General features: G+C 71.5%; 15 protein-coding genes. 6 read left to right on the forward strand and 9 right to left on the reverse strand.

The features are described from left to right. Positions 1-2 precede the first annotated feature (2 nt). The 3 genes from zwf to pgl are packed head-to-tail and all read left to right on the forward strand — an operon-like array spanning position 3 to position 3,366. The gene (gene zwf / locus ACFYMM_RS04105; protein WP_388383601.1) at positions 3-1,526 is read left to right on the forward strand and encodes a glucose-6-phosphate dehydrogenase; all 1,524 of its coding nucleotides are present in this window, start codon (positions 3-5) and stop codon (positions 1,524-1,526) included. Beyond that, positions 1,523-2,587: a glucose-6-phosphate dehydrogenase assembly protein OpcA gene (opcA, locus tag ACFYMM_RS04110; protein WP_388383603.1), complete on the forward strand. Its 1,065-nt coding sequence runs from the start codon at positions 1,523-1,525 to the stop codon at positions 2,585-2,587. The genes zwf and opcA overlap by 4 nt, the downstream gene beginning before the upstream one ends. Next, on the forward strand, positions 2,584-3,366 hold the full coding sequence (gene pgl / locus ACFYMM_RS04115; protein ID WP_388383605.1) for a 6-phosphogluconolactonase: 783 nt from the start codon (positions 2,584-2,586) through the stop codon (positions 3,364-3,366). Before opcA ends, pgl begins: the two co-directional genes overlap by 4 nt. 73 nt (positions 3,367-3,439) lie before the next feature. On the opposite strand, the gene ACFYMM_RS04120 is transcribed toward pgl, so the two are convergent. The 5 genes from ACFYMM_RS04120 to ACFYMM_RS04140 form a co-directional block, all read right to left on the reverse strand. After that, entirely contained in the window at positions 3,440-4,279 is an 840-nt protein-coding gene (locus ACFYMM_RS04120; RefSeq protein WP_388383608.1) for a carbohydrate ABC transporter permease, read from the reverse strand. Next, the gene (locus ACFYMM_RS04125; protein WP_388383610.1) at positions 4,276-5,634 is read right to left on the reverse strand and encodes an ABC transporter permease subunit; all 1,359 of its coding nucleotides are present in this window, start codon (positions 5,632-5,634) and stop codon (positions 4,276-4,278) included. Before ACFYMM_RS04125 ends, ACFYMM_RS04120 begins: the two co-directional genes overlap by 4 nt. 6 nt (positions 5,635-5,640) lie before the next feature. Beyond that, a complete protein-coding gene (locus ACFYMM_RS04130; protein ID WP_388383612.1) occupies positions 5,641-6,969 on the reverse strand; it encodes an ABC transporter substrate-binding protein in 1,329 nt (442 codons plus the stop codon). A 115-nt stretch (positions 6,970-7,084) separates the two neighbouring features. Further along, complete coding sequence (locus ACFYMM_RS04135) at positions 7,085-8,695, reverse strand: alpha-amylase family glycosyl hydrolase (protein WP_388383614.1); 1,611 nt, start codon at positions 8,693-8,695, stop codon at positions 7,085-7,087. A 135-nt stretch (positions 8,696-8,830) separates the two neighbouring features. Beyond that, entirely contained in the window at positions 8,831-10,102 is a 1,272-nt protein-coding gene (locus ACFYMM_RS04140) for an ABC transporter substrate-binding protein (RefSeq protein WP_388383616.1), read from the reverse strand. 116 nt (positions 10,103-10,218) lie between these two features. Between ACFYMM_RS04140 and ACFYMM_RS04145 the strand changes: the two genes are divergently transcribed. Genes ACFYMM_RS04145 through ACFYMM_RS04155 form a run of 3 tightly spaced genes read left to right on the forward strand, consistent with a single transcriptional unit; the run spans position 10,219 to position 13,782 of the window. Further along, positions 10,219-10,734: a PadR family transcriptional regulator gene (locus ACFYMM_RS04145; protein WP_388383618.1), complete on the forward strand. Its 516-nt coding sequence runs from the start codon at positions 10,219-10,221 to the stop codon at positions 10,732-10,734. Further along, positions 10,731-11,492 (forward strand): ABC transporter ATP-binding protein, encoded by a 762-nt coding sequence (locus tag ACFYMM_RS04150; RefSeq protein ID WP_388383620.1) that lies wholly within the window; start codon positions 10,731-10,733, stop codon positions 11,490-11,492. The genes ACFYMM_RS04145 and ACFYMM_RS04150 overlap by 4 nt, the downstream gene beginning before the upstream one ends. A 7-nt stretch (positions 11,493-11,499) precedes the next feature. Next, positions 11,500-13,782, forward strand: a complete 2,283-nt coding sequence (locus ACFYMM_RS04155) for an FtsX-like permease family protein (RefSeq protein WP_388383622.1) — start codon at positions 11,500-11,502, stop codon at positions 13,780-13,782. Between the two features lie 32 nt (positions 13,783-13,814). Here ACFYMM_RS04155 and pgi read toward each other — a convergent pair whose 3' ends face one another. From pgi to tpiA, 4 genes are all read right to left on the reverse strand, one after another. Then, a complete protein-coding gene (pgi, locus tag ACFYMM_RS04160) occupies positions 13,815-15,467 on the reverse strand; it encodes a glucose-6-phosphate isomerase (protein ID WP_388383624.1) in 1,653 nt (550 codons plus the stop codon). Positions 15,468-15,633: 166 nt separating this feature from the next. After that, the gene (locus ACFYMM_RS04165) at positions 15,634-15,969 is read right to left on the reverse strand and encodes an RNA polymerase-binding protein RbpA (protein WP_003976875.1); all 336 of its coding nucleotides are present in this window, start codon (positions 15,967-15,969) and stop codon (positions 15,634-15,636) included. A gap of 212 nt (positions 15,970-16,181) precedes the next feature. After that, positions 16,182-16,412 carry a preprotein translocase subunit SecG gene (gene secG / locus ACFYMM_RS04170; protein WP_388384486.1) on the reverse strand — a complete coding sequence of 77 codons (231 nt, stop codon included), beginning with the start codon at positions 16,410-16,412 and terminating at the stop codon, positions 16,182-16,184. 113 nt (positions 16,413-16,525) lie between these two features. Then, positions 16,526-17,302, reverse strand: coding sequence for a triose-phosphate isomerase (gene tpiA / locus ACFYMM_RS04175; RefSeq protein ID WP_388383626.1), 777 nt, complete (start codon positions 17,300-17,302; stop codon positions 16,526-16,528). Positions 17,303-17,306 lie beyond the last annotated feature (4 nt).

Consider the following 17,306-nt stretch of genomic DNA (forward strand, 5'->3'; position numbering starts at 1 on the left):
CTTTGTCGAGCAGCAACCCGCTGCGTGACCCGGCGGACCGACGGCTCCCGCGTATCGCGGGGCCGTCGGGCCTGGTCATCTTCGGCGTCACCGGCGACCTCTCGCGCAAGAAGCTGATGCCCGCCGTCTACGACCTGGCCAACCGGGGTCTGCTGCCGCCGGGCTTCTCCCTGGTCGGCTTCGCCCGCCGCGAGTGGGAGAACGAGGACTTCGCCGCCGAGGTCCACGACGCCGTCAAGGAACACTCCCGCACGCCGTTCCGCGAGGAGGTCTGGCAGCAGCTCATCCAGGGGATGCGCTTCGTCCAGGGCACCTTCGACGACGACGACGCCTTCGAGCGGCTGCGTGCCACCATCGAGGAGCTGGACAAGGCACAGGGCACGGGCGGCAACTTCGCCTTCTACCTCTCCGTGCCGCCGCGCTCCTTCCCGGTCGTCATCCAGCAGCTGAAGAAGCACGGGCTGGCCGACCAGGAGGGCGGTTCCTGGCGGCGCGCGGTCATCGAGAAGCCGTTCGGCCACGACCTGAAGTCGGCCGAGGAGCTGAACAAGGTCGTGCACGAGGTGTTCGAGCCGGACCAGGTGTTCCGGATCGACCACTACCTCGGCAAGGAGACCGTCCAGAACATCCTGGCGCTGCGCTTCGCCAACACCATGTTCGAGCCGATCTGGAACCGGTCCTTCGTGGACCACGTCCAGATCACCATGGCCGAGGACATCGGCATCGGCGGCCGGGCCGGCTACTACGACGGCATCGGCGCCGCCCGTGACGTCATCCAGAACCACCTGCTCCAGCTGATGGCGCTGACCGCCATGGAGGAGCCTGCCTCCTTCGACGCGGACGCGCTGGCCGCGGAGAAGACCAAGGTGCTCGGCGCGGTACGGCTGCCGAAGGACCTGGGCGCCAGCAGCGTGCGCGGGCAGTACGCGGCGGGCTGGCAGGGCGGCGAGAAGGTCATCGGCTACCTCGAAGAGGACGGCATCGACGCCAAGTCGAAGACCGACACCTACGCGGCCATCAAGGTCGAGGTCGACAACCGCCGCTGGGCGGGCGTCCCCTTCTACCTGCGCACCGGCAAGCGGCTGGGCCGCCGGGTCACCGAGATCGCGGTCGTCTTCCAGCGCGCCCCGCACTCCCCCTTCGACCACACGGCCACCGAGGAGCTGGGCTCCAACGCGGTCGTCATCCGCGTCCAGCCCGACGAGGGCATCACGGTCCGCTTCGGCTCCAAGGTGCCGGGCACCTCGATGGAGATCCGGGACGTGTCGATGGACTTCGCCTATGGCGAGTCGTTCACCGAGTCCAGCCCGGAGGCGTACGAGCGGCTGATCCTGGACGTGCTGCTGGGCGACGCCAACCTCTTCCCGCGCACCGAGGAGGTCGAGCTGTCCTGGAAGATCCTCGACCCGATCGAGGAGTACTGGGACACCAACGGCAGGCCCGCGCAGTACCCGTCGGGCACCTGGGGTCCCGCGGAGGCCGACGAGATGCTCGCACGAGACGGACGGAGCTGGCGGCGGCCATGAAGATAGACCTCACGGACACCACGGCCAGCAAGATCAACAAGGCGCTGGTGGAGGGCCGTCGCGCCATCGGCACGCCGGCCGTCGGGATGGTCCTGACCCTCGTCATCGTCACCGACGAGGAGAACGCCTACGACGCCCTGAAGGCCGCCAACGACGCCTCGCGCGAGCACCCCTCGCGCACGCTGGTCGTCATCAGGCGCGTCTCGCGCACCCCGCGCGACCGCACGCAGTCCCGGCTGGACGCCGAGGTGCGGGTCGGCGCGGACGCGGGCACCGGCGAGACGGTGGTGCTGCGGCTGTACGGCGAGGTGTCCGACCACGCCGACTCGGTGGTGCTGCCGCTGCTGCTGCCGGACGCGCCGGTCGTCGTCTGGTGGCCGGTGAACGCCCCGCTGGACCCGGCGAAGGACCCGCTGGGCGCGCTCGCGCAGCGCCGGGTCACCGACACCTACGCGGCCGAGCAGCCGGTACGGGAGCTGTCGGCCCGCGCCGACGCGTACACGCCCGGAGACACGGACCTGTCCTGGACCCGGATCACGCCGTGGCGTTCGATGCTGGCGGCGGCCCTGGACCAGGTCGTGTGCGAGGTCAACGCCGTCGAGGTGGAGGGCGAGGAGTTCAACCCCAGCTGTGAGCTGCTGGCGATGTGGCTCGCGGACCGGCTGGACGTGCCGGTCAGGCGTTCCCTGTCGTCCGGACCGGGGCTCACGGCGGTCCGGATGGACACCAGCCACGGCCCGATCAGCCTGGACCGTGCCGACGGTTCGCTGGCCACCCTCTCCATCGAGGGGCAGCCGGACCGCGCGGTGGCGCTGAAGCGGCGCGAGACGGCCGAGCTGATCGCGGAGGAGCTGCGCCGGCTCGACCCGGACGACACCTACGCGTCGGCGCTGCGGTTCGGGGTGGAGCGGCTGACGGTTCCGGAGCAGGAGGCCGCACCGGAAGCGGTGGCCGAGCCGGGGCAGGAGCCGGTGGCGGAACCGGTTCGGGAGGCCGCGAAGGCGCCCGCGAAGAAGGCCGCCGCCAAGAAGGCTCCCGCGCGCAGGGCGGCGGCGAAGTGAGCACCCCGCAGCTGGTCGTGCACCGCGACAAGGAACTGATGGCGCGGGCCGCCGCGGCCCGGCTGATCACGCGGATCGTGGACGCCCAGGCCTCCCGGGGCGAGGCGTCCGTGGTCCTGACCGGCGGACGCAACGGCAACGGCCTGCTCGCCGCGCTGGCTGCGGCGCCGGCCCGGGACGCCATCGACTGGGGCCGCCTCGACCTGTGGTGGGGCGACGAGCGCTTCCTGCCCGAGGGCGATCCGGAACGCAATGTGACGCAGGCCCGCGAGGCCCTGCTGGACTCCGTACCGCTGGATCCGAAGCGCGTGCACGCCATGCCCGCCTCGGACGGTCCCCACGGCGGCGACGTGGACGCGGCGGCGCAGGCGTACGCGGCGGAACTGGCGCGGGCGGCGGGTCCCGAGAACCACGGCTCGGTGCCCACCTTCGACGTGCTGATGCTGGGCGTCGGCCCGGACACGCACGTGGCCTCGCTCTTCCCGGAGCTGCCCGCCGTCCGGGAGACCGAGCGCACGGTGGTCGGGGTGCACGGCGCCCCCAAGCCGCCGCCGACCCGGGTCAGCCTGACCCTGCCGGCGATCCGCGCGGCCCGCGAGGTGTGGCTGCTGGCAGCCGGCGAGGACAAGGCGCAGGCCGCGGCCATCGCCCTGTCGGGCGCGGGCGAGATCCAGGCGCCGGCGGCGGGCGCGCAGGGCAGGCAGCGCACCCTGTGGCTGCTGGACGCGGCGGCGGCCTCGCGGCTGCCGCGGTCGCTGTATCCGCCGGCTTCGCCGTGAGCACCGGGGCGGCGGGGCCACCGGCCCCGCCGCCCTTCTCACCCCACCGGTGCCGTGACGCTCACGGGTCCCGTCACTTCACCGACCCCGCCATCACGCCCTGCACGAAGTGCCGCTGGAAGGCGAAGAACACCACCACCGGCACGATCAGGGACAGGAACGCCCCGGGCGCCAGCACGTCGATGTTGCTGCCGAACTGCCGTATCTGCGACTGGAGTTCCACGGTCAGCGGCTGGGCGGAGCTGTCGGCGAAGAGCAGCGCCACCAGCATGTCGTTCCAGACCCACAGGAACTGGAAGATGGCCAGGCTCGCGATCGCAGGCCGTCCCACCGGCAGCACCAGCCGGGTGAAGATCCGCCACTCGCCGCCCCCGTCCATCCGGGCCGCCTCCAGCATCTCCTTGGGCATCTCCGCGAAGTAGTTGCGCAGCAGGAACACCGCGAACGGCAGGCCGTACGCCACGTGGAAGAGGACGACGCCGGGAATCGTGCCGAACAGGCCTAGCTGACCGAAGAGTTTGGCGACCGGCAGCAGTCCGATCTGGACGGGCACCACCAGCAGGGCGACCACCAGCAGGAAGAGCGGTTCCCGCAGCGGGAAGTCCAGCCAGGCGAAGGCGTATCCGGCCAGGGCCGCGAGAACCACCACCAGGACGGTCGCCGGTACCGAGATCAGCACCGTGTTCCAGAAGGCCCGGGTCATCCCGGCGTTCCCGAGCAGCGTCGAGTAGTTGGCGAAGGACAGTTGCCCGGGGCTGGCCAGTGCCGTCCACCAGCCGCCCTTGGCGGTGTCCTGGGCCGACCTCAGCGAGGACAGGAACAGTCCGGCCAGCGGGGTCAGCCAGAGCAGGCCGACCACCACCAGGAAGGCCTGCACCAGTCCGTTGCCGAGGCCCCGCCTGACCGCGTTCATCGCTGACTCCTTCGGAAACGGCGGACGTTGAAGACCATCGCGGGGATGACGAGCAGCAGCAGGAGGACGCCCAGCGCGCTGCCCAGGCCCTGGTTGTTGCCGCCGCCGAAGGACACCAGCCACATCTGGGTGGCGAGGACGGTGGCGTCCTCCTGCACGGGTCCGGGGGCGATGATGTAGACGAGGTCGAAGACCTTCATCACGTTGATCACCAGGGTCACGAAGACCACGGTGAGCACGGGCGCGAGCAGCGGGACGGTGATGCGGCGGAAGATCTGCCACTCGCCCGCTCCGTCCATCCGCGCCGCCTCCAGCGCGTCCCGGGGCAGGGTGGACAGTCCGGCGCCGATCAGCACCATCGCGAAGCCGGTCCAGATCCACAGGTACGCCCCGATGATCGCCGGTGTGACGAGGGTCGGGCCGAGCCAGGAGACGCCCTGGTAGGGCGCGGCGAAGTTGGACGCGGGCAGCTTCACGTCGTACGACCCGGGGCGCAGCCCCTCGAAGCGGAAGGATCCGTCGGACGCGGTCGTCGCGCCGGCGACCGTCTTCGCGTCGCGCACCGCCTCGACCCGCATCCCGGGCAGGCCGCTCTCCCGCCGGTCGACCTTGCCCGGCCGGCCCGAGCCGCCGGGCGTGAAGTCGAGGTAGACGACCCCGCGCAGTTCACCGGGGGCGGCCTTCAGGCCGGCCGCCCGGTAGGCCGGCGAGGCGCCCTTCGGCAGGTCCCCGGGCAGCACGCCGACCATCGGAAAGGTCACCGAACTGCCGGGCGGGACAGCCGAGTCGGTGGTGTACGAGCCGTCGCGGCCCCGGGTCAGCCCCTGCCCCTCGCGGGCCCGCGCCGTCGGGTAGGAGGACGTGCCCTCGAAGGCGTCGTGGACCGAGACCGCGGCGGCGTTCAGCACGCCCTTGGCCGGGTCCTCGTCGTAGGCGAGCCGGAAGATGATCCCGGCGGCGAGGAAGGAGACCGCCATCGGCATGAACAGCAGCAGCTTGAACGCCGTCGCCCAGCGGACCTTCTCCACCAGGACGGCCAGGATCAGGCCCAGTGAGGTGAGCAGGGCCGGGGCCACCACCACCCAGATCACGGTGTTGCGGATGGCCTTGAGGGTCGCCGGGTCGCGGAACATCGCGGTGTAGTTGTCACCGCCGACGAAGCGGGTGCCGGAGGCGTCGAAGAAGCTGCGGCCGACCGAGAACAGCACCGGGTAGACGACGAGCGCGCCGAGCAGGAGCAGCGCGGGGAAGACGAAGAGCAGGGCGACGGTCCGGGCGCGCCGGCGCGAGCGCCGGGCGCGGGCGGCCGGTGCTGTCACCGGCGGGCTCGTCTCTTTCACCAAGGTCGCGGTCATGGCCCGTCAGCCCTGGTAGGCCTTGGCCGCCGCGCTCTCCAGCCGCGCCGCGGTCGCCTTCGGGTCCGAGGGGTCGCGCAGGAAGTCCTGCAGCAGCTTCCACTCGCCGACGCCCTTGGTGCCGCCGAAGGCCGCGGGTGCCTGGTCGGACATGTCGAAGCGGACCGTGTCGCCCGCCGAGACCAGTGACTTGGCGGTGGCGCGGGTGACGTCGTCGGCGTATGCCGAGAGGTCCAGCTTCCGGTTCGGGGACAGGAAGCCGCCCGCCTTGGCCCACACGGCCGCGGCCTCGGGGGTGGCCAGGTACTCCAGGAGCTTCATGCCGGCCTTCGAGTTCTTGGCGTCCTTCAGGACGACCGCGGCGTCCCCGCCGCTGACGACGGGCGCGCTGCCGCCGTCGACCGCGGGGAACGGGAAGAAGTCGGCGTCCTTGCCGATGGACCTGCCGAACTGGTCGTGCGCGACTCCGGCGACGAAGTCGCCCTCGTAGACCATGCCGGCCTCGGGCTTGGGTCCGAACACCTTCTCGACGGAGCCGGGGAAGTCGGTGTTGAGGGCCTCCTTCTGGCCGCCCGCGATGAGCTGCCTGTCCTTGAACAGCTTGCCGAGCGTGCCCAGGGCCCTGACCACACTGGCGTCGGTCCACTTGAGCCGGTGGGCGGCCAGGGCGTCGTACTTCGCGGGCCCGGCCTGGGAGAGGTAGATGTTCTCGAACCAGTCGGTGAGGGTCCAGCCGTCCTGTCCGGCGACCGCGAAGGCGGCGAGTCCGGAGTCGGAGACGGTGTGGCCGGCCTTGAGCATCTCGTCGTACGTCTTCGGCGGTGTGACCCCGGCCTGGGCGAGCGCCTGGGGGCTGTACCAGACGGTCGACTTGTGGGCCGCCTTGAAGTAGAGGCCGTAGAGGGTGCCGCCGACACTGCCGTACGTGCGCCACACCGGCGCGTAGTCGGCGTCGATCGTCTGGCGGGCGGTGCCGGACAGCGGCTTGAGCCAGCCCTTCCTGGCGAACTGCTGGAGCACGCCGACCTGCGGGACCATCACGACGTCGGGTGCGTTGCCGCCCTCGATCTTGCTGCCGACGACGGTGGAGACGTTGTCGCCGGTGGAGACGAACTGTGTGGTGGCGCCGGTCTTCGCGCTGAAGGCGTCGAGCACCTTCTGGAAGTTCTTCTGCTCGCTGCCGGACCAGACACCGGCCACGGTGACCGTCTGTCCGCTGAGTTCCTTGTCGCCGCCGCCCGCGGAGACGGGCCCGCCACCCCCGCAGGCGGTGGCGCCGAGGGCCAGGGCGAGGGCGGTGCTGCCGGTGAGCAGGGTGGTGCGTCGTCGCGTCATCGTCGGTGTCCTTTTCGAGGTTTTCGAGGTTTTCGAGGTCTTCGAGGTCTTCGAGTTCTTCGAGTTCTTCGAGTTCTTCGAGGGGGTGGGAGCGGTGGTGAGGCGGGCGGGAGGATCAGAGGCCGGTGAGCCACCAGGCGGCTGTCGAACCGGGCAGCACCCCGGCCGGGCACGGGCCGCTGGCCAGCAGCGGGGTGCCGGGGACCGGCGCGGGCGTGGGGGCCGTACCGAAGTTGACGGCGCAGACCAGGCCGTCTCCGCGGGCGAAGCCCAGGACGCCGGGCGGGGTGTCCAGCCAGCGCAGCGTGCCCTCACCCAACTGGGGCAGGGAGGCGCGCAGTTGCAGGCCGTCGCGGTACAGGTGCCAGAAGGAGCGGGTGTCGGCGAGGGCGCGGTCGGTGGCGTACTCGGCGAAGTACTCCGGCTGCGGCAGCCACGGCCGCGCGCCCTCGGCCCCGGAGGTGAAGCCGAACGGGGAGGCCTGTCCGGACCAGGGCAGCGGCACCCGGCAGCCGTCGCGGATCCGGGCCCGGCTGCCGGTGCGCCGGAAGATCGGGTCGGTGAGCACGTCGTCGGGCAGGTCGACGACCTCGGGCAGGCCCAGTTCCTCGCCCTGGTAGATGTACGCGGCCCCGGGCAGGGCCAGCATCAGCAGCGCGGCGGCGCGGGCCCGGGCGGCGCCGAGGCCGCTGCCCTGCGGGGTGGGTTCGCCGTAGCGGGTGACGGTGCGGACCTGGTCGTGATTGTTGAGGACCCAGGTGACCGTGGAGCCGGTGCCGGCGATGTCCGCCATGGCCTCGGAGATGACCTTGCGGAAGGCGTCGGCGTCCCAGGGGGCGCTGAGCAGGTCGAAGAAGAACGCCTGGTGGAGTTCGTCCGGGCGGACGTACAGGGCGTGCTCGCGGGCGGTCGGCACCGACACCTCGCCCACCAGCAGGCGTTCATCGCCGTCCTGGGCGGCGTACTCCTCGCACAGGGCCCGCCAGCGCCGCCACACGTCGTGCACCTCGGGCTGGTTCCAGGCGAGCGGGTTGACCGAGTCGCGGGTGCGGGCGTCGGCCTCGGGATCGTCCGAGTCGGGCAGGTCGGGGTGTTTGTAGAGGCCGGCGGCGACGTCGATGCGGAAGCCGTCGACGCCCCGGTCCAGCCAGAAGCGCAGGGTGCGGTCGAACTCGGCGGGGATCTCCGGGTGGCGCCAGTTCCAGTCGGGCTGCTCGGGCGTGAACATGTGCAGGTACCACTGGCCGTCGCCGACCCTCGTCCAGGCGGGGCCGCCGAACATGGCGTGCCAGTTGTTGGGCGGCTCGGCGCCGTCCGGGCCGCGTCCGTCGGCGAAGTGGAACCGGGCCCGGGCCGGGCTGCCGGGTCCGGCCGCCAGCGCCTCCCGGAACCACGGGTGCTCGCTGGAGCAGTGGTTGGGGACGATGTCGAGGAGCACCTTGACGCCGAGCCGCCGGGCCGCCGCGATCAGCAGGTCGAACTCGGCGAGGTCGCCGAAGAGCGGGTCGACGTCGCGGTAGTCGGCGACGTCGTAGCCGTGGTCGTGCTGCGGCGAGGGGTAGAAGGGGCTCAGCCAGACGCCGTCGACCCCGAGTTTCCTCAGGTACGGCAGCCCGGCCCTGACCCCGGCGAGATCGCCGATGCCGTCGCCGGTGCTGTCCAGGAAGCTACGGACGTACACCTGGTAGATCACCGCGTCCCGCCACCAGCGGTACTTACTCAACATGCATGCATGTTAGGTAGGCGTGTCCTGAGGGTGTCAATGAAAAGAACGCAGACTACTGCCCAGTTGGGGCGACAAACACGGACTTAACCGGACGCATTGAAGTCAGATGAGACGTCCGCGTTACTTAACAAGTAACTAGCGGCTGGAAACGGCCGCCAGCTCGCGCGCCAGTCGCCGCACCGCCGCCTCGGGCGTCTCGCGCCCGGTGAGCGCGTCGTGCACGACCGCCTGCACCACCAGGCTGACCTGGTCGTAGCGCGGGCTCTTGGGGCGCGGCCGGGCCGCCATCACGGCGGCCCGCAGGGTGGGCAGATACGGGAACCGCCGGATCAGCCCGGGATCCCGGTAGAGCGCGGCCCGCACGGGCGGCAGCGCGCCGCGCGTGAGGACCTGGCGCTGGACCGGCTCACTGGTGAGGTACGCGATGAGGCGCGCGGCCGACTCGGGGTGCCGGGCGTGCGTGTTGACGGCCAGGTCGGAGCCGCCGAGGACGCTCGTGCCCGGTCCGCGCAGCCCGGGCAGCGGTACGGCGCCGATCTTCCCGGCGACCTTGGAGCCCTTGGCCGAGGCGACGGCGTACGCGTAGGGCCAGTTGCGCAGGAAGAGGAGACGGCCGTCCTGGAAGTCCTGTTTGGACTCCTCCTCCTTGTACGTCAGCGCCCGCTTCGGGATCCAGCCCTCGCGCACGCCGCGCGCCAGGAACCCGATGCCCTCGCGGGCGGCTGCGGAGTCGACACTGACACGCCGGCCCTCCTCGCGCAGGATGCTCCCGCCCGCCGAGTACACGGCCTCGGCCGCGTTGACGGTCAGGCCCTCGTAGGGCAGGAACTGTCCGGCGTAGCCGTCGAGTCCGTACCTGGGCGCGATGACCTCGGCGTCGTGCTCCAGCTCGGCCCAGGTGCGCGGCGGCGGGACGCCCTCCTTGGCGAGGACGTCCGCGCGGTACAGGAGCAGCCCGGCGTTGGTGACGTAGGGGACGGCGTACAGCCGCCCGTCGTAGGTGGCCGTGTCGACGACCGGGGGCAGGAAGGTGCCGAGCGGGAAGCGGTCGCGGGGCAGCGGGCGGATCCAGCCGGCGGCGGCGAACTCCGAGGTCCAGTTGACGTCGATGTTGAGCACGTCGAACCGGCCGCGGTCGCCGTCGCGCAGGTCGGTGGTCATCTGCGCGCGGGTCTCGTCGGAGGAGTCCGGGAGTTCGACGAGGGTGACCTTCTCGCCGGGGTGGGCGCGGTTCCAGCCCTGGAGCAGCGGGCCGAGATAGCCGGTGAGGTCTCCGGCCGTCGCCAGGGTCAGGGGCCCCCGGCCGCTTCCGGCACCCTCGTCGGCGCGGGCGCCCGAGGCGACGTAACCTGCCATGACCACGACCAGGGCGAGGAGGCCCCTACCGGCGGCGCGCGTCCACCGCATAGGTTCCTCCCTGTACACCGGCACCACGGGCATCCTCGCCCGGGGACAGGCCATGTATACCTGTTAGGTATGGGCGATACTAGGGCCTGGAGCACATTACAAGGACGGGAGGATGAGTGCGCCTGCCCCTCCTGGCACTCCTCGCGCGTGGCCCCGCCCACGGCTACGAGCTGAAGCGAGACCTTGAGCAACTGCTGGGCTCCGCGTACCCTCAGCCGAACGTCGGCCAGATCTATGTGACCCTCGGCCGCCTCGAGAAGTCGGGACTGATCGAGGGCGAGGAGGTCGAGCAGTCGAGCCGGCCCAACAAGAAGATCTACCACCTCACCGACGCCGGGCAGGAGGCGCTGCGCGCCTGGTACGAGGAGACCGAGGACGAGCCGCGGGTGCGGGACGAGTTCTTCATGAAGCTCGCCCTGGCCCCGCAGACCGGTCTCGCCGACCAGATCGCCCTCATCAACAAGCAGCGGCGCCAGTACCTCAACACCATGCGCGATCTGTCGAAGCTGGCCGCGGCCGAGAGCCGGGACAACCGAATCGCCCATCTGCTGATCGAGGGCGCGATGCTGCACCTGCAGGCCGACCTGGACTGGCTGGAACGGTGCCAGGAGGAACTGGAGGAGCTGGAGTGAGCGAGAGCCCCGCTCCCGTGCTGCGGGCCGAACGACTGGTCAAGACCCACCACGGCGAGGGCGCTCCCGCCCGGGCCGTGCGCGGGGTCGACCTGACCGTGCGGCAGGGCGAGTTCGTGGCGGTCACCGGCCCGTCCGGAGCCGGCAAGTCGACCCTGCTGCACCTGCTCGGCGGCCTTCAGCGGCCCGACGAGGGCAGCATCTGGCTGGACGGCCGGTGCACCGACGGCTACGGGGAGGCCCGTTGGGCCGAGGAGCGCCGCAAGCGGATCGGGATCGTCTTCCAGTTCTTCAACCTGGTCTCCAACCTGTCGGTCGCCGACAACGTCGAGCTGCCCGCGCTGCTGGTCGGCCGCTCGCCCAAGCAGGCGCGCGCCGCGCGGGAGGAACTGCTGGCCGAGCTGGGCCTCGGGGGCAAGGAGCGCAGCATGCCGGGCGAGCTGTCCGGCGGCGAGCAGCAGCGGGTCGCCCTGGCCCGGGCCCTGGTCAACCATCCCCCGCTGCTGCTCGCCGACGAGCCGGCCGGCAGCCTGGACAGCAAGGGCACCCGCGAGGTGATGCGGCTGCTGTCCCGCTTCCACCAGCGCGGGCAGAGCATCGTCCTGGTCACCCATGACGCCCGGCTGGCGAGCGCCGCCGACCGGGTCATCTGCTTCTTCGACGGCCGGATCGCCGACGACGCCGAGCTGGACGGGGCGCCGTCCCCGCGCGGTGCCCGGCTGCCGGGTGTCTCGGGCGTACTCGAACTGAAGGACTGACCGGACCATGCGGGCCACCCTGCGCTGGGCGCACTCCGATCTGCGCACGCACCGCGGCGAGGCGCTGTTCATCGTGCTGGCCACGGCCGGCATCGTCGCCTCGCTGCTGCTGGCCACGGCGCTGTTCGGGTACGCCACCAACCCCTGGCAGCGGATCTTCGCCCAGTCCCGGGGCGCGCATGTGTGGATCCACACGGTCAAGTCGGCGGACACCGGCCGGCTGGCCACCCTGGACGGCGTCACAGCGGTCGCCGGCCCCTACCCCACCGAGTCCGTCACCGTCTCCTCGCGCGGCACCCGCGCCTCGGCCGAACTGCGCGGCACGCCCGCACGGCCCTCGGTGGGCCGACCGCTGCTCACCTCCGGCCACTGGCTCGACCCCCGCGAACCCGACGGGGTGGTACTGGAGAGCCACCTCGCCCGCGCCCTGCTGGCCGAGCCCGGGGACACGCTCACCCTGCCCGGTACGGCCCGCACCCTGACCGTCGTCGGTGTCGCCGACAGCGCCGAACCCCGCTACCGCGCCGGCGAGCAGCCGGGCCTGGTCTGGGCCCCGCCGTCGGCCGTACGCGCACCGGGCGGCCGGGTGATCGGGCTGCGCCTGGCCGATCCCGCGGACACGGACTACGCCGTCCAGCGCGCGGTCACCGTCCTCGGCTCCGGCGCGGTCGGCGAGGTCTCCACCTGGCAGCAGGCGCGCGCCGACGCACAGGGCGACAACCGGCTGCTCGGCCAGGTGCTGGGCCTGTTCGGCCTCGGCGCGCTGCTCGCCGCCGCCTTCGCGGTGCACGGCGCGATCAGCACCCGCATCCGCGGCCATCTGCGGGACATCTCGGTCCTGAAGGCGATCGGCTTCACCCCCGCCCAGGTCGTCCGGATCTTCCTGCTCCAGCACGTGGCGTACGCCCTGCTGGGCGCGGTCGCCGCCGGCGCGCTGATCCAGGGGCTCGGCACCCGCGTCCCGGGGCGGCTCGGTGACGCGGTCGGCGTGTGGGAGGGGCTGCCGGGGCACGCGCTCGCGCTGGCCGCGGTGCCGGTGGGCGCGGTGCTGTTCATCGGCGCGGTCACCGGGCTCGCGGCCTGGCGGGCCGGACGGGTACCGCCGGTGCCCGTGCCCCGCCCCGTCGCCCCGGCCGGCGCGGGGCTGACCGGCCTGGCGCGCCGCGCCCTCGGCCTGCGGCTGCCGCCGGCGCTGGTACTGGGCTGGCACAAGGCGTTCCCGCGCCGCGCCCGCACCCTCGCCACGGTCGGCCGGCTCACCCTGCCGCTGCTGCTGATCGTGGTGGCGATGAGCGCCTGGACCACCATCGACCGCTTCCACAGCACGCCCGAGCGGATGGGTCTGCCGACCGGGCTCACGGTACGTGCCGACGCCGGCCTCGGTGACGCGGCCACCCGGGCCCTGCTGCACCGCGACCCGCGGGTCGCCGCCGCCTACCCGGGTGTGGAGGTGGCCGCCCTGGTCCCCGGGCAGACCGCCACCATCGCCCTGCGCGGTCTCGGCACCAGCGCGCACCCCTACCCCCGCGCCCTCGCCGCCGGCCGTGCCCCGCACGGTCCCGACGAGGCGGTGGCCGGACAGGGCCTGCTCGACCTGCTTGGTGTACGGGTCGGCGACTGGGTGCGGATGACGGTCGGCGACCAGCCGCAGATCCTGCACATCGTGGGCCGCAGCATCGAGCCGGAGAATGCCGGCCGGGTCATCTCCACCTCGCTGGACACCCTGCGCGAGAACGACCCGGGCCTGGCACCGACCCTGTACCAGCTGCGCCTGCGCCCGGGCGCCGACCCGCACCGCGTCGCGGCCGAGCTGACCACGGCCGGCCGCGGACACCTGGACGTCCACCCCGTGGCCAACCCGGCCGACGGGCTCTCCCCGCTGCGCGCGGTGGTCGCCGGCCTGATCGCCGTGCTGGCGTCGATCGGCCTCATCGAACTGCTCACCGCCATCGGCGCGGCGCTGCGTGAGAGCGAACGGGACCTGCTGGCGCTCAAGGCGATCGGCATGTCCCCCCGCCAGATCGGCGCGATCACCGTGACGGCCACCAGCTGTACGGCCCTGGTCGCGGTGCTCGCCGGTACGGCGCTGGGGCTGCCGCTGGCCCACTGGCTGATCGACCTGCAGGGCCGCTCCAGCGGCATCGGTGCCGGGATCGCCCAGGGACCGCCGCCCGCGCTCCTGCTGCTGCTCGGGGTGGCGGCGGTCCTGGGCGCGGGGGCGCTGGCCGCGCTGCCGGCGAGACAGGCGACCAGGCGGCGCTCAGCGGACACGCTGAGCGCGGTCGCCTGACCCGCAGGGCGGGGTGCGAAGCGGAGAGTCCGTCAGCGCCCGCGCAGGGAACGGTACTTGGCGACCAGCGCCCGTGTCGACGCGTCCAGCCCGGCCACCTCCGCCCCCTCGGTCAGCGCCGGCTCGACCCGCTTGGCGAGCACCTTGCCCAGCTCCACACCCCACTGGTCGAAGGAGTCGATGTTCCACACCGCGCCCTGCACGAACACCTTGTGCTCGTAGAGCGCGACGAGCTGACCGAGCACCGACGGCGTCAGCTCCCGCGCCAGGATCGTCGTGGTCGGCCGGTTGCCCTCGAACGTCTTGTGCGCGACCAACTCCTCGGGCACACCCTCCGCCCGGACCTCCTCGGCGGTCTTGCCGAAGGCGAGCGCCTGCGTCTGCGCGAAGAAGTTGGCCATCAGCAGGTCGTGCTGCGCCCTGAGTTCCGCGCTCAGCTCGGCCACCGGCTCGGCGAAACCGATGAAGTCGGCCGGGACCAGCTTCGTACCCTGGTGGATCAACTGGTAGTAGGCGTGCTGCCCGTTGGTCCCCGGGGTGCCCCACACCACCGGCCCGGTCTGCCACTCCACCTCGCGCCCGTCGCGCGCCACGTGCTTGCCGTTGGACTCCATGTCCAGCTGCTGCAGATAGGCGGTGAACTTCGACAGGTAGTGCGAGTACGGCAGCACCGCGTGCGACTGGGCGTCGTGGAAGTTGTCGTACCAGATGCCCAGCAGACCGAGGAGCAGTGGCACGTTGGACTCGGCGGGGGCGGTGCGGAAGTGCTCGTCGACGAGGCGGAAGCCGTCGAGCATCTCCCGGAAGCGGTCCGGGCCGATGGCGATCATCAGGGACAGCCCGATGGCGGAGTCGTAGGAGTAGCGGCCGCCCACCCAGTCCCAGAACTCGAACATGTTGGCCGGGTCGATGCCGAACTCGGCGACCTTCTCCCCGTTCGTCGAGAGCGCGACGAAGTGCCGGGCCACGGCCTCCTGGCCGGCCTTCAGCTCGGTGAGCACCCAGTTGCGGGCGGAGGTGGCGTTGGTGATCGTCTCGATGGTGGTGAAGGTCTTGGAGGCGATGACGAACAGCGTCTCCGCGGCGTCCAGGTCACGGGTGGCCTCGTGCAGGTCCGCGCCGTCGACGTTCGACACGAAGCGGACCGTGAGGCCGCGGTCGGTGAAGGCGCGCAGCACCTCGTAGGCCATCGCCGGACCGAGGTCGGAGCCGCCGATGCCGACGTTGACGACGTTCTTGATGCGCTTGCCGGTGTGTCCGGTCCAGGCTCCGGAGCGGACCCGCTCGGCGAAGTCGCTCATCTTGTCGAGGACGGCGTGCACGGCCGGGACCACGTTCTCCCCGTCGACCTCGACGACCGCCTCGCGCGGGGCGCGCAGCGCGGTGTGCAGCACCGCACGGTTCTCGGTGGCGTTGATCTTCTCACCGCGGAACATGGCGTCGCGCAGACCGAAGACGTCGGTGGCGGCGGCCAGCTCGCGCAGCAGCCGCAGGGTCTCGTCGGTGACCAGGTGCTTGGAGTAGTCGATGTACAGGTCACCGACCTGGAGCGTGTACCCGCTGCCGCGTCCCGGATCGGCGGCGAACAGATCCCGCAGATGGGCGCCGGCGAGTTCCTCCCGGTGCTCGGCGAGAGCGGCCCACTCGGGCCTCTGGTTGAGCCTGGTACGGCCGTCTGCGTTCATGTGCTTCTTTCAGCCTTCTTTCCTGCGCCTGTCCTGCCTGCGTACCTGCCCCGCTGCCGTCCCAACCTAGTTGATCAGAACGGCACGGCACGGCACGACGAGGACGAAGAAGGCGCACAGACGGCTCCGGCCAGGCACCCTCGGGCACCCGGCCGGTCAAGAAGTCCTAGATCTCGCCCCGCAGTTTGGCGAGGGCCTCGGCGAGGATCGCCTCGCCGTCCGCGTCACTGCGCCGCTCGCGTACGTACGCCAGATGCGTCTTGTACGGCTCGGTGCGCGGCGGGTCCGGCGGGTTGTCCCGGTCCTGGCCGGCCGGGAAGCCGCAGCGCGGGCAGTCCCAGGTCTCGGGCACCTGCGCGTCGCTCGCGAAGCTCGGCTGCGTCTCATGCCCGTTGGAGCACCAGAAGGAGATGCGCAGACGTGGCGCGGACTCGCCGCGCTCGGCCTCGCCCATCGGCCCCGCCCCGACCCGGCTTCCTCGGATCGCGTTGCCACTTGCCACGGTCGTAACTCCCTGCGTGATGGTGCCGCGAAGCGAGTCGGCGTGTCGCTTCGTTGCGAGCGCCTCAGTCTACGTAAGGCCCAACGCGCGTCCAGTGATTGGAGTTACAAGGAACCCGCTCATAGACGCAAGCCCCATGATAGGCCGCGCTCAGCTGCGCGTACCGAACATGGGGCCCTACGTACGGAATGTGGGTGCTTGTGCCAGGCTGATCAGCTGTTCGTCTTCATCAGCAGGCCGAGGACGACGATGCACGCGAACCAGAGCAGACCGACCACGATGGTGATCCGGTCGAGGTTGCGCTCGGCGACCGAGGAGCCGCCCACGGACGACTGCATGCCGCCACCGAACATGTCGGACAGGCCGCCGCCCTTTCCCTTGTGCATCAGCACCAGCAGCATCATCAGCAGGCTGAAGACGATCAGGGCGATCGAGAACCCCAGAACCACGGCTGGACCAACTTCCTCGGATTCGGATGGACGACGGGGCCCAGCGAAACACCGCTGGACCCCGCAAGGGTACGACGAATCGCCGTTACCGCATACTCACGGCCGGCTCACTGATCGCGGAAGCGCACGATCTTGACGAACTCGTCGGCGTCCAGCGAGGCACCGCCGACCAGCGCGCCGTCGATGTCGGCCTGCGCCATGATCTCGGCGACGTTGCCCGCCTTCACGGAGCCGCCGTACTGGATCCGGACCTTGTCGGCCAGCTCCTGCGTGTACAGCTCGGCCAGCTTGCCGCGGATGGCGGCGCAGACCTCCTGCGCGTCCTCGGCGCCGCAGACCTTGCCGGTGCCGATGGCCCACACGGGCTCGTAGGCGATCACGACGGTCTCGGCCTGCTCGGCCGGGAGGTCCTTGAGACCGCCCTCGACCTGGGCGAGGGTGTGGCCGACGTGGTTGCCCGCCTCGCGGACCTCCAGCTCCTCGCCGACGCACAGGATCGGGGTCAGGCCGTGCTTGTAGGCCGCCTTGACCTTGGCGTTCACCAGCTCGTCGGTCTCGTTGTGGTACTGCCTGCGCTCGGAGTGGCCGATCGCCACGTACGTGCACTTCAGCTTGGCCAGCATCGAGCCGGAGATCTCGCCGGTGTAGGCGCCGGAGTCGTGCGCCGAGAGGTCCTGGGCGCCGTACCTGATCTTCAGCTTGTCGCCGTCGACCAGGGTCTGCACGGAGCGCAGGTCGGTGAAGGGCGGCAGGACGGCGACCTCGACGGCCTCGTAGTCCTTGTCGGCCAGGGCGAAGGCGAGTTTCTGGACGTGTGCGATGGCCTCGAGGTGGTTGAGGTTCATCTTCCAGTTGCCCGCCATCAGCGGCGTGCGCGTGCTCATAAGG

The organism is Streptomyces sp. NPDC006739 (genome assembly GCF_042869815.1).
Classification (GTDB): domain Bacteria; phylum Actinomycetota; class Actinomycetes; order Streptomycetales; family Streptomycetaceae; genus Streptomyces.

Bases quoted from the DNA above. Each gene is read 5' to 3' on its own strand.
- opcA (WP_388383603.1), top strand. From the start codon at position 1,523: ATGAAGATAGACCTCACGGACACCACGGCCAGCAAGATCAACAAGGCG.
- ACFYMM_RS04120 (WP_388383608.1), bottom strand. From the start codon at position 4,279: ATGAACGCGGTCAGGCGGGGCCTCGGCAACGGACTGGTGCAGGCCTTC.
- ACFYMM_RS04125 (WP_388383610.1), bottom strand. From the start codon at position 5,634: ATGACCGCGACCTTGGTGAAAGAGACGAGCCCGCCGGTGACAGCACCG.
- ACFYMM_RS04130 (WP_388383612.1), bottom strand. From the start codon at position 6,969: ATGACGCGACGACGCACCACCCTGCTCACCGGCAGCACCGCCCTCGCC.
- ACFYMM_RS04135 (WP_388383614.1), bottom strand. From the start codon at position 8,695: ATGTTGAGTAAGTACCGCTGGTGGCGGGACGCGGTGATCTACCAGGTG.
- ACFYMM_RS04140 (WP_388383616.1), bottom strand. From the start codon at position 10,102: ATGCGGTGGACGCGCGCCGCCGGTAGGGGCCTCCTCGCCCTGGTCGTG.
- ACFYMM_RS04155 (WP_388383622.1), top strand. From the start codon at position 11,500: ATGCGGGCCACCCTGCGCTGGGCGCACTCCGATCTGCGCACGCACCGC.
- pgi (WP_388383624.1), bottom strand. From the start codon at position 15,467: ATGAACGCAGACGGCCGTACCAGGCTCAACCAGAGGCCCGAGTGGGCC.
- tpiA (WP_388383626.1), bottom strand. From the start codon at position 17,302: ATGAGCACGCGCACGCCGCTGATGGCGGGCAACTGGAAGATGAACCTC.